Origin of the sequence: Dysosmobacter sp. Marseille-Q4140 (assembly GCA_018228705.1) — a bacterium.
Taxonomy (GTDB): Bacteria; Bacillota; Clostridia; order Oscillospirales; family Oscillospiraceae; genus Oscillibacter.
This window is the reverse complement of the sequence record CP073694.1, coordinates 3,050,187-3,064,510: the sequence shown is the minus strand read 5'-3', so window position 1 is coordinate 3,064,510 and position 14,324 is coordinate 3,050,187. Positions and strand designations below refer to the sequence as shown.

The 14,324-nt window shown below is 60.6% G+C and carries 15 protein-coding genes, 1 tRNA gene and 1 pseudogene; 7 read left to right on the top strand and 10 right to left on the bottom strand.

The features are described from left to right. Window positions 1-113 precede the first annotated feature (113 nt). From KFE19_15390 to KFE19_15370, 5 genes and pseudogenes are all read right to left on the bottom strand, one after another. Window positions 114-743, bottom strand: a complete 630-nt coding sequence (locus tag KFE19_15390) for a hypothetical protein (protein QUO37715.1) — start codon at window positions 741-743, stop codon at window positions 114-116. Further along, window positions 727-1,248, bottom strand: a pseudogene (locus KFE19_15385) (sigma-70 family RNA polymerase sigma factor). The gene KFE19_15390 and the pseudogene KFE19_15385 overlap by 17 nt, the downstream one beginning before the upstream one ends. Before the next feature lie 237 nt (window positions 1,249-1,485). After that, window positions 1,486-2,331 carry a copper amine oxidase N-terminal domain-containing protein gene (locus KFE19_15380; protein QUO37714.1) on the bottom strand — a complete coding sequence of 282 codons (846 nt, stop codon included), beginning with the start codon at window positions 2,329-2,331 and terminating at the stop codon, window positions 1,486-1,488. A gap of 244 nt (window positions 2,332-2,575) precedes the next feature. Further along, window positions 2,576-3,472, bottom strand: a complete 897-nt coding sequence (locus KFE19_15375) for an FAD-dependent oxidoreductase (GenBank protein ID QUO37713.1) — start codon at window positions 3,470-3,472, stop codon at window positions 2,576-2,578. Window positions 3,473-3,515: 43 nt separating this feature from the next. Further along, window positions 3,516-4,547: a YeiH family putative sulfate export transporter gene (locus KFE19_15370; protein QUO37712.1), complete on the bottom strand. Its 1,032-nt coding sequence runs from the start codon at window positions 4,545-4,547 to the stop codon at window positions 3,516-3,518. A gap of 122 nt (window positions 4,548-4,669) precedes the next feature. On the opposite strand from KFE19_15370, the gene KFE19_15365 reads away from it, so the two are divergent. Continuing rightward, window positions 4,670-5,530: a LysR family transcriptional regulator gene (locus tag KFE19_15365; GenBank protein ID QUO37711.1), complete on the top strand. Its 861-nt coding sequence runs from the start codon at window positions 4,670-4,672 to the stop codon at window positions 5,528-5,530. A 153-nt stretch (window positions 5,531-5,683) separates the two neighbouring features. Here the strand turns inward: KFE19_15365 and KFE19_15360 are convergent, their stop codons facing one another. Continuing rightward, on the bottom strand, window positions 5,684-6,412 hold the full coding sequence (locus tag KFE19_15360) for a hypothetical protein (GenBank protein ID QUO37710.1): 729 nt from the start codon (window positions 6,410-6,412) through the stop codon (window positions 5,684-5,686). A 54-nt stretch (window positions 6,413-6,466) separates the two neighbouring features. Between KFE19_15360 and KFE19_15355 the strand changes: the two genes are divergently transcribed. Next, window positions 6,467-6,769 carry a hypothetical protein gene (locus tag KFE19_15355; GenBank protein ID QUO37709.1) on the top strand — a complete coding sequence of 101 codons (303 nt, stop codon included), beginning with the start codon at window positions 6,467-6,469 and terminating at the stop codon, window positions 6,767-6,769. Window positions 6,770-6,840: 71 nt separating this feature from the next. Here KFE19_15355 and KFE19_15350 read toward each other — a convergent pair whose 3' ends face one another. Beyond that, the gene (locus KFE19_15350; GenBank protein QUO37708.1) at window positions 6,841-7,698 is read right to left on the bottom strand and encodes a hypothetical protein; all 858 of its coding nucleotides are present in this window, start codon (window positions 7,696-7,698) and stop codon (window positions 6,841-6,843) included. A 95-nt stretch (window positions 7,699-7,793) separates the two neighbouring features. Here KFE19_15350 and KFE19_15345 point away from each other — a divergent pair, with 95 nt between their 5' ends. Together KFE19_15345 and KFE19_15340 are read left to right on the top strand one after the other, a co-directional pair. Further along, window positions 7,794-8,084: a plasmid mobilization relaxosome protein MobC gene (locus KFE19_15345; protein QUO39656.1), complete on the top strand. Its 291-nt coding sequence runs from the start codon at window positions 7,794-7,796 to the stop codon at window positions 8,082-8,084. Window positions 8,085-8,087: 3 nt separating this feature from the next. Then, a complete protein-coding gene (locus KFE19_15340) occupies window positions 8,088-9,698 on the top strand; it encodes a relaxase/mobilization nuclease domain-containing protein (protein QUO37707.1) in 1,611 nt (536 codons plus the stop codon). A 75-nt stretch (window positions 9,699-9,773) separates the two neighbouring features. Here KFE19_15340 and KFE19_15335 read toward each other — a convergent pair whose 3' ends face one another. Further along, window positions 9,774-10,379 carry a Fic family protein gene (locus KFE19_15335; GenBank protein ID QUO37706.1) on the bottom strand — a complete coding sequence of 202 codons (606 nt, stop codon included), beginning with the start codon at window positions 10,377-10,379 and terminating at the stop codon, window positions 9,774-9,776. Window positions 10,380-10,440: 61 nt separating this feature from the next. Next, a tRNA-Arg gene (locus tag KFE19_15330) sits at window positions 10,441-10,517 on the bottom strand. A gap of 198 nt (window positions 10,518-10,715) precedes the next feature. On the opposite strand from KFE19_15330, the gene KFE19_15325 reads away from it, so the two are divergent. From KFE19_15325 to KFE19_15315, 3 genes are all read left to right on the top strand, one after another. Further along, on the top strand, window positions 10,716-11,345 hold the full coding sequence (locus KFE19_15325) for a redox-sensing transcriptional repressor Rex (protein ID QUO37705.1): 630 nt from the start codon (window positions 10,716-10,718) through the stop codon (window positions 11,343-11,345). A 28-nt stretch (window positions 11,346-11,373) separates the two neighbouring features. Beyond that, entirely contained in the window at window positions 11,374-12,465 is a 1,092-nt protein-coding gene (locus KFE19_15320; protein QUO37704.1) for an S-layer homology domain-containing protein, read from the top strand. Window positions 12,466-12,544: 79 nt separating this feature from the next. After that, complete coding sequence (locus tag KFE19_15315) at window positions 12,545-12,688, top strand: hypothetical protein (GenBank protein QUO37703.1); 144 nt, start codon at window positions 12,545-12,547, stop codon at window positions 12,686-12,688. A 126-nt stretch (window positions 12,689-12,814) separates the two neighbouring features. On the opposite strand, the gene KFE19_15310 is transcribed toward KFE19_15315, so the two are convergent. Then, window positions 12,815-14,272, bottom strand: a complete 1,458-nt coding sequence (locus tag KFE19_15310) for a sodium:solute symporter family protein (GenBank protein QUO37702.1) — start codon at window positions 14,270-14,272, stop codon at window positions 12,815-12,817. Window positions 14,273-14,324 lie beyond the last annotated feature (52 nt).

Here is a 14,324-nt window from a genome sequence, read left to right as displayed (position 1 = left end):
ATACCGCCGGCGTCGGAGATCTGGTCTCCCGCCGGGGGCCGAGCCGGCGGCCAAGCGGCCCACGGACCCGCCGCAGCCCTTCCCCGGCACCTGCCGAAATATCTGCGGCTCTCTCAGCTCAGCGGCTGCAAAAGCTGTTCCCACGTTTCCGGGTCCATCCCTGCCGTCAGGCGGAGGGAACAGCCGTAAGCGCCCTTTTGCCAAAGCGCCAAAACATACCGGCCATTTTCCCCCTTGAGCACAACGGATGTCCCGTTGATGCTGAGTGTCCGCTCCTCCTCATACTGCGTGTAGTCGCCGGAGGGATCCTCCATCCCCACAGCCTTCCGCAGCACCGCCGTCTCCGTCTCGCCGCAGTATCTGATCTCCGCCATTTCGCTGCCGAAGGCCGTATAGACGGTATCGGTCACCTCAAAAGGCAGTGTCTCCAGCACCTCCACCTCGAACCCCACGGCCGCTTCCAGCTCCGCCAGAGAGGACACCTCCCGGAAGCCGGGAACCGTCTCCACCTGGCCCGGCCGGGGCACGGTGTGCCGAAAATCCAGATACCGCGGCAGCACCGCCGCCCCCGCCAGCAAGAGCGCCGCGCAGGCCGCCGCTGCCCAATACCGGCGGGCTGCAGGGACCTGCGGGACGCTGGCAGAGGGCGCGAAGTCCGTATCTGCCACCCGGGTCAGGATCCGCTGCCGCATCTGTTCCGTGACCGCCACATGCTCCATGATCTCGTCATACGCTCTCCCCAAAGTCATACGCCTCCTTCAGCACACGCCTCAGCTTCTCCCGCCCCCGCATCAGCCGGGAGCGGACCGTAGACTCCTTCTGCCCCAGGATCCCGGCGATCTCCGCAGTGGAAAAGCCCTCTTAATAAAACAAATGGATCACTTCCCGGTCGGAGGACGGAAGGCGCTTCACCGCCTCCCACACGAAAGAGAGGTCCTCCCTTTGCTCCGCGGCCAGGGTCTCCTCCAGCTGGTCCGCGTGCCGCAGCCGGTTATAGGCGATCCGGTTCTTGCTGAGGTTTCCCGCCACCCGCAGAAGCCATGCCTTCTCATGACGTTCATTTTCCAGGCTGGGCGCGGCCTGCAAAAAACGGATCAGGCTCTCCTGCAGGATCTCCTCCGCATCGTCCATGTTGTGAAGGTAGGAATACGCCAGCCGCAGCACGCTGTTTCCATGCCGCTCCAAAAGGCGCTCCGCCCGGGCGTTGATCTCCTCCCGTTCAGCAGCGGACAGGCGGGCCGTTTCCATGGCCTCTGGCCGGGCAAAAACACTGCGCCACCAGGCTATGAGGGCATGGAAAGGACAAGGACGCAGGACGACGTTCCCCGGAAGCCCATATCCGGCTCGCTCCATTGCTTCTTCACCCTCTTCTTAAAATGAATAGGAATCCGCCTGTGCAGGGCTTCCGCACGGGCCTGCCGGATCCTCATCGCACAGCGGCGGCCAGTGCAGTCATCATCTCCGGCTCCACGCCCGGCTCAGCGCTCACTGCATAAGTATAACCGTCTCGCGTCCAGACCGCAACCGCCGCCTTGCCGCCTGTTCCCCTGACCACAACCCGGCAGCCATCCACCGAGCAGACCTTCTCGCTGTCATAGACATTGTATCTCCGCTGATATCCTGGCTGCCGGTGCCCTTCCGAATCACCAGCTCCCGGTCCTGTCCCTCGAACGTCACCTCGATCATAGCAGAGTCCACGGCACGCATCGTAGTCCGCCGGATCCAGTCGGGAAGCTGACCGGGCAGCTCCAGGGAAAAGCCCGCAATCCGCTCCGCTTCCTCCAGGGTTTCGCAGCTGACAAAGGGATTGGCCAGTTCCACGGGCTTCGTTTGAATGGAGATTTTGTTGCCGTCCAGCGTCACGGTTCCCTCCTGATTGCCCAGCAGCGCATGAATCAGCCCCAGGGGAACATAAGTCACGCCCTCAACCACATACGGCGCCGCGCCCAGGGAAAACGGCGCGCTCATCCCCACCAGGTCCTCCCTGCTGGTGGTGATCACGTATCGATCGACACCAATGGTGACTTTTGTGTGGATGATGCCATTGTCCACCAGGACGCTGCCGTTGTCCCAGGTCACCGTAAATCCCAGGGGCTCCGCCACAGCCCGCAGCGGGATCATCACGCAGGCGGAGGCCGCAAGGGCCTCACCGTTGACTTCGATCGGATAGCGGTGGGTCTGATCATGCAGGGTCTCCGATGCTTCCGCGCGCAAAGGCGAAGTCTCCCCGCCTCCCGGCACATTTTCGTTCCGCTCCGCCGCAAAAACCGATACGGTCATGGCTCCCATCACCGCGGCGCAAAGCAGTACAGACATCAGCTTGGTTTTCATAGGATCGTCCTTCTTTCTTCAGATTTCAGCGGCTCATGGGAGGTACTCTCCCTGAACACTCTCTATACAGCCGACGGCCCCGTGTTGTTGCATGTATCCTAACATTTTTTCTCCCCATGGCCTTCCCGCTGCCCGCCGCCGTCCCTCCGGAAAGCCGGGAAATCGCGCAAGCCCCGGAGGCACTGCGGCGCAGCGCCTCCGGGGCTTGTTGAGCGGCTAAGGAGCATACTGGGCAACGCCCGTCTCACATGGCGGCGTTGATGGCGGCGATGGCACCGTCGGCCACGGCAGTGGCCACCTGGCGCACCTGCTTGACCCGGATGTCTCCGGCGGCGTAGACGCCGGGGATGGCCGTCTCCATCTTCTCGTTGGTGGGGATATATCCGTCCTCCAGGGCCAGCTCCGTGTAGAGGGACGTGTTGGGCGTCACGCCGGCGTAGACGAAGATCCCACAGCCGGGGTCCTCCACGGTCTCGATGGTACCGTCGTGCTCATTGGCGATCTCCAGCCGCTCCACCCGGGTCTCCCCATAGACGGCGCGGAGCCGGGAGGCCAGCCGCAGGGAGATGTTTCCGGCGGCGGCCACTTTCTGGCGGAACTCGGCGATGCAGCCCAGCTGGTCCTCGAAGTGGATGATGGTCAGGTGCTTTGCAAAGGAGGCCAGGTACAGCGCCTCCTTCACGGCGCCGTCGGCGCCGCCCACCACGTAGACGTTTTTGCCGGTATAGGCGGCGCCGTCCCGGGCGGCGTTCATGCCCATGCCCCTGCCGGCCAGCTCCGCCTCGCCGGGGATACCCAGCTTCCGGGGCGTGCCGCCATTGGCCAGGATGATCCGTTTGGCTTCATAGGTGCCCTTGTCGGTGACGACGGTCTTGACCTCCCCCGTCAGCGTCACGCCGGTGACGTCGGCGTAGACGATCTCCACCCCGGCCCGGAGGACCTGCTCCTTCATGCGGGCGGCAAAGGTGGCGCCGGTCTCCTGGGTCTCGATGGCGGTGTAATGGGTGACAGTGGACACCTTGCCGATGATGCCGCCCACCTGGGCCTTCTCCAGAACCAAGGCCCGTTTGCCCCGGCTGACGGCGTAAATGCCCGCGCTGATGCCCGCGGGACCCGCTCCGATGATGAGGATGTCGTACATAGCGATCCGCTTCCTTTCTGTTTTTCAGCGATGTGGAAAAGTTTTACAGGAGCCCCTGGAGATGCTGCATGATGAGGCTGGCGCAGGTGATGCCCGCCCAGCAGCAGGCGCCCATGAAGATGGGCTTGCCGCCGGATTTCACCAGCTTGACGATGTCCGTATTGAGGCCGATGGCCGCCATGGCCAGGATGATGAAGAACTTGGACAGCTCCTTGAAGGGCTTGAACACGCCGGCGTCTACGCCGGACATGGTGGCCACGGTGGTGATAACGGAGGCCAGGACGAAGAAGAGGATGAAGAAGGGGAAGATCTTCTTGATGTCGAAGGAGCCGCTGGAGGCGCCGCCGCCCCGCTTGGCCTGCCAGGTCCTCCAGACAGCCAGCACCAGCGTGATGGGGATGATGGCCAGGGTCCGGGTCAGCTTGACGATGGTAGCGTACTCCAGCACCGAGCCGTTGGTGCCGTGGAGAGTGTCCCAGGTGGAGGCCGCCGCCGTGACGGAGGAGGTGTCGTTGATGGCAGTGCCGGCAAAGAGGCCGAAGCCCTCGTTGCTCATACCCATGGCGCCGCCCAGGGTGGGGAAGGACAGCGCCGCCAGGATGTTGAACAGGAAGATCACGGAGATGGCCTGGGCGATCTCCTCATCGTCGGCTCCGATGACCGGGGCGGTGGCGGCGATGGCGCTGCCGCCGCATATGGAAGAGCCCACACCCACCAGCACGGAGATATTGGCGGGAATCTTCATCCACCTGCGCAGCAAAAACGCGATCACCAGAGATATGGTAATCGTGGTGCAGATAATGGGCAGGGACCGGGCGCCCACCTTGGCAATCTCGGAAAGATTCAGTCCGAAGCCCAGCAGGATCACCGCGTATTGCAGGATCTTTTTGGAAGTGAAGGCGATGCCGGCCTGGTAGCGGGTACGGTCCCGCAGGATCAGGGACACCACCATGCCCAGCAGGATGGCGATGACCGGTCCGCCGATCACCGGGAAAGCGCGCCCCAGCAGCCAGCTGGGGATAGCCAGGACCAGGCATAGCAGCAGTCCGGCTCCCGTTTTTCTCAAAAAGTTCATGTGATTCCTCTCTCTTTCTCAGCGTATTGGGCTTGTCTGTTCTTGATTATAGCCCGGTTTATTGATAAAATAAAATGAAGAATTATTATATATCAATAATTTTACATAATAGGTGATGTGCAATGCTGGATCCGCGCTGGAACACATTTCTCACTCTGTGCGAAACCATGAACTATACCCGCGCAGCGGAGCGGCTGTGCCTGACGCAGCCCGCGGTGACTCACCATATCCACTATCTGGAGGCGCACTATGGCTGCCGCCTCTTTTCCTACGAGGGGAAAGTCCTGCGGCTGACAGAGGCGGGGGTCCGGCTGCGGGAATTCACCCGCTCCATGGCCTATAACAGCCGGAAGATCGAAACCGTCATGGCGGCGGCCGCCCCCATCTCCCTGCGGGTGGGCGCCTCCAAAACCATTGGGGAATACGTCATTGCCCCTCAGGTGGAGCGTTTCCTGCGCTCCCAGCCGGAGGCCTCCTTTTCTCTGTTGGTGGACAATACCCAGGTGCTGCTGCAGGCGCTGGAGGAGGGCCGGCTGGACTTTGCTCTGGTGGAGGGCTACTTTGACCGCAGCCGCTACGATGCCCGGCTCTACCGGCAGGAGGCGTTTTTCGGCGTCTGTGCCCCCGACCACCGGCTGGCAGACCGGGCGGTGGCGCTGGACGAGCTGACCGGTGAGCGGCTGATCCTGCGGGAGCCGGGCTCCGGCACCCGGGCCATCTTCGAGGAGGGCCTCCACCGCCGGAACTGTTCCCTGGACAGCTTCCCCGGCGTGGTGACCATCAGCGATTTTTCCACCATCAAATCCCTGGTGGCAAATGGGCTGGGCATTTCTTTCCTGTACGCACCGGTGGCGGCCAGGGAGCTGACAGCAGGAACTCTGGCCCGGTTCGATCTGGCGGAGATCCCTATGAGCGGGGCATTCCACTTTGTGTGTCTCAAGGACAACCTCTTTGCCGCCAACTGGATCCACTGGATGGAGTAAACGCATCCTTGCCGGACCTCGCAGCAGCTGCTCTGCAATCCAGCCGGCGAAATCCCAGATCTTTTAATTTCAAAAGGTATCCTTTGAGATCTCCGGCAGAAAAAGCCATCGCAAGCAGTTTGCTTGCGATGGCTTTTGTTATGTCTGCACGCTCTATAATACGGTCAGCCAAACCCAGTCTCCGCGTGAAGGAGCGCGCTTTTGCGCCGTACAAGCGTTTTGCCCCGCATCTAAGGTCACACAGGCGCTGTCCGGATATGCACCGTATTGCACGGTCCCCGGCTCCAGTTCATAGTATCCGCTCAAAAACACGCTGCAGGAGTCGGCAAACGTCCGCAGCTGATCCCACTTTTCCTCCACGCTGACAGGCCCCGCCGCCTGCTCTATCCAGCAGCTTACAGAGGTCACCAGGCCGGTGGCATCATCCACTGTCAGCCGAACTGAGGAGCCGGTTTCGTCTGAGAGCGTACAGTTCCACACAATGGCCGACGTTCTGGTAGATGTCATGGAAACAGGATCCTCCAGCGGATCGGACTCGTGGAAATCCGCGTCTGCGGCGGAGCCATTGCGGAAGTACAGCAGCGGGGCGGCTGAAACAGGGGAAAACCCCTGTGGGTCGCCGGCAAAAAGGCCGGCTTGCTCCAAGCCGCTCAAAAACGTCTCAGCTGCCTCGTAAACCTGTTCCATACGCATCCGGGCATAGGACGCGGGCAGAGAAAGGGTCGCCCAATCCTCTCCCAGCAGTTTCAGCGTATCTGTGACCTGCCGGGAGGCATAAAATTTTACCGGCGCTGTTTCGTATGTGTCCACTTGGCCGGATAGCTGCTGGTCTTGCAGAGACAGCGCGATCTGGGGCAGCAGCAATCCGATGGCAACAGCCAATGCGGCCGCACAGGCGCTCAGGCACTGGTGTCTTGCTGCAAGGAGGCGAGACACATGAACGAGACCCTGAGATCACTGTACGACCGATTCTACACCCCTCTGCCCTTGGCGGAGTACGAACAGGAAGTCGAGACCTGCCACCGCCAGCTGATCGAGCGGCTGGAAAAGCCAGAGAGGAAACTGGTGTTGCAGATCATCGACACTCAGAACCACATCATCGAAGAGCGGTCCCTGGACAGCTTTCTCTGCGGATTCCGTCTGGCATGGGAATTGGCCGGCGAATTGAATTATTACCAAGAAAACAGGCATCTGTCATCAGCCGAAGAAGCTGAGACAGATGCCTGTTCCGTTTCGTAAAACTTGCCGACAAAATAAACTACCACACAGCACAGGAAGCCTGTCCCTCTCGGGACAGGCCTCCTGCTTTCTCACAGCTCATTGAGTTTTTTCACATACGCTTCCTTGGTCATCTTCCGGGCCGTGAACGCGTCCTTCAGCTCCTGGGCCTGTGCCACCTGCCGGTTCCACTCGTCTACGGTGATCCGGCCTCGCCGCTTCCGTGCCTTCAGGCGGTTATAGGTCCGGTTGTACTCCCGGGCCGCCGTCTCCGTCTTCTGCTTCTCCTTCTCCCGCTCATGGGCGCCCACCTTCCGGCAGGTCTTTCCGTTGGTGCCCGGCACCACCCGGTTGCAGTAGCGGGTATCATATCCGCCCATCGCCAAGAACCACCGGCGGCAGTGAGCGCAGCGCCGGGGTAGATTTCCGGCGGCCATCCCCTTGTACAGGTCCATGTACAAAAAGCCCGGGAGGCTCTCAAAGGTCATCTGCTCCGCCAGCGTCGGCCGGCGGGTCTTCGGGTCCAGAACGGGAACCAGCGAGATGTTCACGGGAAACGTAAAGGAGATCGTGTCCAGATCCACGGTTCGATCCTCCCACTCCTCTCCCTCATCCTCCACGTCCTGCTTTGCCTGCATCGCGTCCTCGATCACATCCCGGTATCGGGCATAGGCCCGGATATAGTCCTGCCGCCTTCTGGACGGCAGTTCCTGAAAGAACTCGTCCAGCATCCACTGCGTGTTTTTGACAAAGGACTGCAGCTCGTCCTCCAGATGCTCCAGCTTCCCCTTCCACCGGATGTATCCCTCGTTGCGGGGCGTCCCCGGCGTCAGCATCTCGTCCAGCAGGTCCTGGTGCCCGCGCAGATAGGGGATCAGGCCGGGCAGCCGGTGGCCCTCCACCATCAGCTTGTTGTACACCGGCAGCTTCCCCAACACTGCCTTCGGCATCTCTTTGCGGGCCGAAGCCCTGCACCCCCTTTTCAGGAAGCCAAAAAAGGAGGATCAACTTGAGCAAGAAACCCAACCGAACGAAATCCGTTCCTCTGACGTTTTATGTGACCGAGGCGGACTCCCGGCGCATCCACCAAAAGGCGGAAGCGTGCGGCGTGAACCTCACCCAATATCTGACCGATTGCGCCGTTGGCAAGGAGATCGTCCGGATCGACGCGCTGGCGGAGTTCATCAAGGCCCTGAAAGCCCAGGGCAACAACCTCAATCAGCTCACCACCCTGGCCAACATGGGACGCATCACCGCCGTGAATGTCTGGGAGGCCTGTGCCCTCTACGCCGACATCCAGCGATCGCTCAAGGCGCTGCTGGAGAGGACGGTGTGACACATGGCCATTGTCACAGCTGTCAACCGTCCCCGTGGGCAGACCCGCGGTGGCATGAGTGCGGTGCTCCAATACGTGATGAAGGAGGAAAAAACCGCTTATCAGGATCGCCATCTGGTGACCGGTGTGAACTGTCAGGCAGACTCCTGCTGCACCGAGTTCATCAGCACCAAGCTGCAATACGGAAAAGACGGCGGCCGCATGTACTATCACTTCGTTCAGTCTTTCCATCCGGAGGAAGCCGTCACGCCGGAGCTGGCACACCGGATCGCACTGGAGCTGGCGCAACAGTGGAAGGACTACGAGGTCATCGTGGCCACCCATACGGACCGCGAGCACATCCACTCCCACTTCATCGTCAACTCCGTCAGCTTCCAGACCGGCAGGAAGCTCCACTTTGAAAAGGCGGACCTGACGCAGCTCCGTCAAGTCTCAGACACGCTGTGCATCCGAAAACGGGGCAGCAGCTATCTCATCGTGGTCTCCATGGGCTACGACTACAAGGGCGCACGCATCAAGCCCCGGCAGAAAACCGTCCATCCCCCCGAAGGGCTGACGCCAAAACAGAGGGAGAAATGGCTCCGGGAGCAGGCGGTGCTCTTCGAGCGCTCCTGCCGGGATACCCCGGAGGAAACCGCAAAGCCCATCACCCTGGCCGCCTACATCGAGCTGTGGCTGCGGGAGATCGCCCCCGGCAAGCTGGCCAAGTCCACCATCCGCCGGAACCGGCAGGACATCGTCCGCATCCTCCCCGCCCTGGGCCACTACAAGCTCACGGAGCTGCGGCCGGAACACTTCCGGGCCTTCTACGCCCAGCTCCGTGAGACCGTCAGCACCGAAACCAAAAAGCCACTCTCCGAGTACACCGTTGAGGGCGTGCACGCTACGCTGTGCAGCATCCTCTCCGATGCCGTGGAGGGTGGCTTTCTGCGTCATAACCCCGCCTGGCGCACCTACCGCTACGCAGGGCGAAAGACAGAGAAGAAAATCGCTGACGCAGAGACGGTGGGGAAAATCATCTCCGCTCTGGAGAACGAGAGCATCAAGTATGAGACCTACTTCAAGCTGGTGATCGCCACAGGCATGCGACGGGGCGAGTGCTGCGCCCTGCAATGGGGCGACATCGACTGGGAGCAGCGCTCCATCCATATCCGCCGGAATGCGGTGAAGGTGACGGACGAGGAGATTTTCACCAAGGCGCCCAAGACCGTCTCCGGGGACCGGTATGTCTTCTTCTCTCTGGAGATGGAATCCCTGCTGAGAGAATACCGTCAGGAGTGCGCATGGGAGACGGAGACCTATGACGGCAGAGAGCTGGAGGACGGGGACTTCCTGTTCCGCCGCAGGGGCTGCCGCCTTCCCATGACGCCCTCCACCTTCACCTGGCGGTTCAAGCTGATCCTGAAAAAGCACGGTCTACCGGAGTATCTGAACGTCCACTCCCTGCGGCACACCAACGCCAGCCTGCTCATTGCAAACGGCACGGACGTGGCCACGGTGGCGGGCCTCCTGGGCCACAGCCAGCCATCCACTACGCTGGACATCTATACCCATGCCTTCGACCAGAACAACCAGGCGGCCAGCAGGGCGCTCCAGGAGGGGCTGGAGATCTGAACATGTGGTCTGGAATGATTAAGAGGCAGGAACCGAATCGGTTCCTGCCTCTTTTTTTGCTGTAATATGAGATGTTCACAGTTCCTCAGCCTTGAAGGCCGTATAGCCCTCATAGTAGTAGCTGTGGTCAATGCCTTTCATATAGACATCCCGGCTGTCGATCTCGTCCGTAAGCGCGTTTTTCAGGATATGCTTGATCTCCGTATCCCGAATCGGGCTGCGTTCCATGGCCAGCAGATAATCCTCTTTATCCACGCGGCTCCAGTCGACCACCTGATGCAGCTGTGCTTTCAGCAGCAGATTCAGCCAGATGCGGGTGCTGCGCCCGTTGCCCTCCCGGAAGGGGGGGGCGATGTTCATCTCCACATACTTCTCGATGATCTCATCAAACGTGGACTGCGGCATCTTTTCAATATTAGAAAGGGCCGCTTCCAGGTACATCACCGGAGCAAACCGGAAATTGCCCTTGGCGATGTTGACGGTACGGAGCTTGCCGGCAAAGTCGTAGATCTCCCCAAAGAGGTACTTATGGATAAACTGCAGAGAGGAAAAAGTCCCCGCCTCCAGCTGATTCAGCAGGCCCGCCTCAAACAGCGCAACGGCCTTCTTTTTGCTGATCCGCTCCTCCTCGCGGGCAAGGTCGGCAGAGGATGTGAGCCTTAATTTATTCTCGAGAGCCATGGCGAAACCTCCTTTGCCCGGATAAAAAACAAAAGACACTTGCTTTCGCAAGTGTCTTTTGTGGTACGCCCGACTGGATTCGAACCAGCGACCTTCAGAGTCGGAGTCTGACACTCTATCCAACTGAGCTACGGGCGCATATCTAATTTTCAGATGTACTCCAGCACATCTCTTGGTAGTATAGCAAGGTTTCCCCAAATTGTAAAGCCCCTTCTCGAAAAAATTTTCTGTCCAAAAGATTGTTAAAAAATTTGACAAGTTGGCTGTTATGGTCTAAACTAGAGATTAAGAAATTTTTAACGATCCTCATGGTTCGTGATTATAGGAGTGATCACATTGAAAAAGGAGAACATCTCCGACGCCGTGATCCGGCGCCTTCCCCGGTACTACCGCCAACTGACAGACCTGTGTGCCCGCGGTGTGGTACGGATCTCCTCCCATTCCCTGGGGCAGGAAATGAATATCACCGCCTCCCAGATCCGGCAGGATTTCAGCTGCTTCGGTGAGTTCGGCCAGCAGGGCTACGGCTACAACGTGGAAGAGCTGCGATCTGAGATCGGCCATATTCTGGGCGTGGACAATGACCACCACCTCATTATGATCGGCGTAGGCAATCTGGGCCACGCGCTGCTTCAGAACTTCCCCTTCTCTCAGACCGGTTTCACCGTAGACGCCGCTTTCGATATCAACCCTCAGCTCTCCGGCACCGTCATCAACGGCGTGCCCGTCTATCCCATGACCCAGCTGGACGAATTTGTCCGCAGCCACAGCGTGGACGTGGTGGTCCTCACCATCCCCCAGTCCGTGGCCCAGGACACCGCCACCCACCTGATGGATCTGGGCATCCGGGGCTTCTGGAACTTCACCAACATGGAGCTGTCCAGCCCCTCCCCCGACGTGAAATTTGAAAACATTCACTTCGCCGACAGTCTGCTGACCCTCAGCTACCGCATCGCCAACCGCTGACGGGAACAGTCCACGAAAGGATACTTCCATGAAGAAAAAACGCTTCCTGCTGCCCGTCCTCTGTCTGCTGATCCCTCTGGCACTGATGGTCTCGGCCCTGGCTGCCGGCGGAGATCTGTCCGATCCCCTGGCCTCGCTGTCCTACCTGACCGGCATCTTCACCGACACGGTGGACAAGCGGGTGGATGAAAAGCTGAACGCCTCCGACCAGGCCCTGCTCTCCGGGAATCTGGAAGCTGTCTCCGGAAGCTCCACCGCCACCTGGACGGAAACCCGCCTGAAAGAGGGCGACGTTCTGACCGGCTCCACCGGCACCAGCGTGCTGGTGCTGGCCGGCGGTGCCCGGGTCACCTTCTCCGGCGCCGTGGTGGACGTGACCACCGGCACCGCCGTCACCAGCGGCAGCGCTCTGGCGGTGAACCACCGCTATCTCGTGGCTGAAAACACCACTGCCGATTTTACCGTTACCTCCAAGACAGCGGTGGTGGACTACCAGGGTCCCTACGCCTTCCGCTATTCCAACGCCACCGATTACAACGCCATCGCCGCCGCCCTCAAAACGCTGAACCTCTTTAAGGGCAGCTTCACCGGCTATGGCGAGGGTTACGATCTGGAGGTAGCCCCCACACGGCTCCAGGCCCTTATCATGTTCATCCGGGTCCTGGGCGAGGAGGACGCCGCCCTGGCCTACACCGGCCCCATGCCCTTCACCGATGTGGCCGCCGGTTCTCAGAGTGAGAAATACGTGGGCTACGCATACAGCAAGGGCTACACCAACGGGTACAGCGCCACTACCTTCCGGCCCAGTCAGACCGTCACAGCGGGGCAGTACATGGAGTTCATGCTGCGGGCCCTGGGATACAGCTCCGCGGCCAACACGGATCTGTCCGGCACACTGGACAACGCCTACGCCAACGGCGTCATCACCTCCGGGGAACTGACCGCTCTGCAAAGCGGAACCTTCCTGCGGGCGGATCTGGTCTATGTCTCCTATTACGCGCTGGACGCCACTATGACCGGTACCGGCATCACCCTGCGGGACACCCTGATGAACAAGGGCACCTTTACCTCCGCCCAGGTAAGTGCGGCTGCCGCTCTGGTCCCCGGCGCGAGAAAATAAGAGGAACCCCTTTCCCGGGGCCGCATACTATGGATTGAGACCGGTTCGGACGGTCTACGAATTCATAGGAGGTTCCGGTATGTGCAATAACGGTTTTGGCGGTGGCAACTGCTGCTGGATCATCATTCTGCTGATCATCATTTGGTGCTGCTGCGGCAACGGCAGCTGGGGTGGTTCCGGCTGCGGCGGTAACTGCGGCTGCAATCCCCCGTCCTGCTGCTGATTTTTCATAAGAGACCCGGCGCCCCGTGTCCTGTGGGACACGGGGCGCCTCGCTGTCTGTCCGGAAAAAAGTCCGCGCCGGCAAGCCTGCCGGCGCGGACCGCGGGAGGGAGGGATCGTCTGCTGCTCAGTCGTCCTCCTCCGGAGCCAGCTCCGTGGTACGGACCTTGGGCGGACAGAGCAGGGAGAACACCAGGAAGAACACCAGGCCCACCACAAGACCGGGGATAATGGGCTGGCTCAGCTTCACGCCGAAGAGTACACCGCCGGAGATCTTCTCCAGATACACCACCACGATGGACCCGGAGATCAGAGAGGCGATGGTGCCCGCCAGGGAGGCGCCCTTCCAGTAGTGGCCCAGCACATAGGGGAAGAAGGCGCCCGCCGCCCGCAAGGTGAAGCAGAACATCAGCAGCGTCACGATACCAGAGGTGTTGAACAGGGCGATGAACATGGATGCCACACCTACGATGCCCATGACGATCTTGGTGACGTTCATGACCTCCTTGCTGGTGGCATCGGGCTTAAGGACTGCGCGGTAAATGTCGTTGGCGAAGATGGAGCCCGCGCCCAGCAGGTCGGAGTCCGAGGAGGACATGGTGGCGGAGATGATGCCGGCGAAGAGCAGTCCGCAGATGACCGCAGGCATAGCCTCCATAGCCAGCACCGGCAGGGCATAGCGGGCGCCAACAGACTCAAAGTCAGCGGCGGAGAACTTGCCCATGGAGATCAGGGCCAGGACGATGACGCCCAGCACCGCCGGAACGAAGGCATAGACAAAGTTCAAAATAGCGGCCAGGACGGAGCCCTGCCGGGCGGCCTTGCCGTCCCGGGCGGCGTAATAGCGGGAGACGGCCTCCTGGCCCACGGTGAAGGTGGCGACGTACATGACCGTCAGGGACAAGATACCCATGGGAGTGTAGCCGGAGAACATATCGAAGGTCTCCGCGGGCACATTGGCCACTACCGCGTCCCAGCCTCCCGCCAGATTGACGGCGAAGGGCACGGCGATGATCATACCGATGATGATGAGGAACACCTGGACAAAGTCCGTCAGCGTCACGCTCCAGAGGCCGCCCATGACGGAGTAGATGGTGACCACCACCGCCACAATGATGACGGCGGTCTTGTAGCCGATGCCCAGCATGGTGGAGAGGATGACGGAAGAGGCAATGAACTGGCCCGCCGTCAGGCCCACCAGGGGCAGCAGCATGATGATCGCGGTGATAAGGCCGGCGCTTTTGCCGTACCGGCGGCGGAAATACTCCGGCACGGTCTTGACCGTTGCCGCCCGGAACTTGGGCGCCAGGAAGGTCAGGATCACAAAGGCGAAGCCCATGGTGATGATGTACCAGGCGGAGCTGATGCCGTAACCGGACATGCCGTTTTCCACGACGCCCAGAGAGCTGCCGCCGCCGATCTCCGTGGCGGCCAGGGTGCCGGCCATCAGGAAGGGTCCCAGCCGCCGGCCCGCCACCATGAAGTCGGTGTTGGAGGTGATCTTGGTGGAGGAATACCAGCCGATGAACAGCATTGCCAGCAGATAGAGCACGACGATGACGGTGACTGTCAAATTGAATTGCATAGCATTCTCCCTTCTTTCTGCACCCGGCCCCGGCCCATCCGGGGCCCTTTGT

Coding starts and splice junctions, on each gene's coding strand:
- KFE19_15380 (QUO37714.1), bottom strand. CDS start 2,331: ATGAAAACCAAGCTGATGTCTGTACTGCTTTGCGCCGCGGTGATGGGA.
- KFE19_15375 (QUO37713.1), bottom strand. CDS start 3,472: ATGTACGACATCCTCATCATCGGAGCGGGTCCCGCGGGCATCAGCGCG.
- KFE19_15370 (QUO37712.1), bottom strand. CDS start 4,547: ATGAACTTTTTGAGAAAAACGGGAGCCGGACTGCTGCTATGCCTGGTC.
- KFE19_15365 (QUO37711.1), top strand. CDS start 4,670: ATGCTGGATCCGCGCTGGAACACATTTCTCACTCTGTGCGAAACCATG.
- KFE19_15355 (QUO37709.1), top strand. CDS start 6,467: ATGAACGAGACCCTGAGATCACTGTACGACCGATTCTACACCCCTCTG.
- KFE19_15350 (QUO37708.1), bottom strand. CDS start 7,698: ATGCCGAAGGCAGTGTTGGGGAAGCTGCCGGTGTACAACAAGCTGATG.
- KFE19_15340 (QUO37707.1), top strand. CDS start 8,088: ATGGCCATTGTCACAGCTGTCAACCGTCCCCGTGGGCAGACCCGCGGT.
- KFE19_15335 (QUO37706.1), bottom strand. CDS start 10,379: ATGGCTCTCGAGAATAAATTAAGGCTCACATCCTCTGCCGACCTTGCC.
- KFE19_15320 (QUO37704.1), top strand. CDS start 11,374: ATGAAGAAAAAACGCTTCCTGCTGCCCGTCCTCTGTCTGCTGATCCCT.
- KFE19_15315 (QUO37703.1), top strand. CDS start 12,545: ATGTGCAATAACGGTTTTGGCGGTGGCAACTGCTGCTGGATCATCATT.
- KFE19_15310 (QUO37702.1), bottom strand. CDS start 14,272: ATGCAATTCAATTTGACAGTCACCGTCATCGTCGTGCTCTATCTGCTG.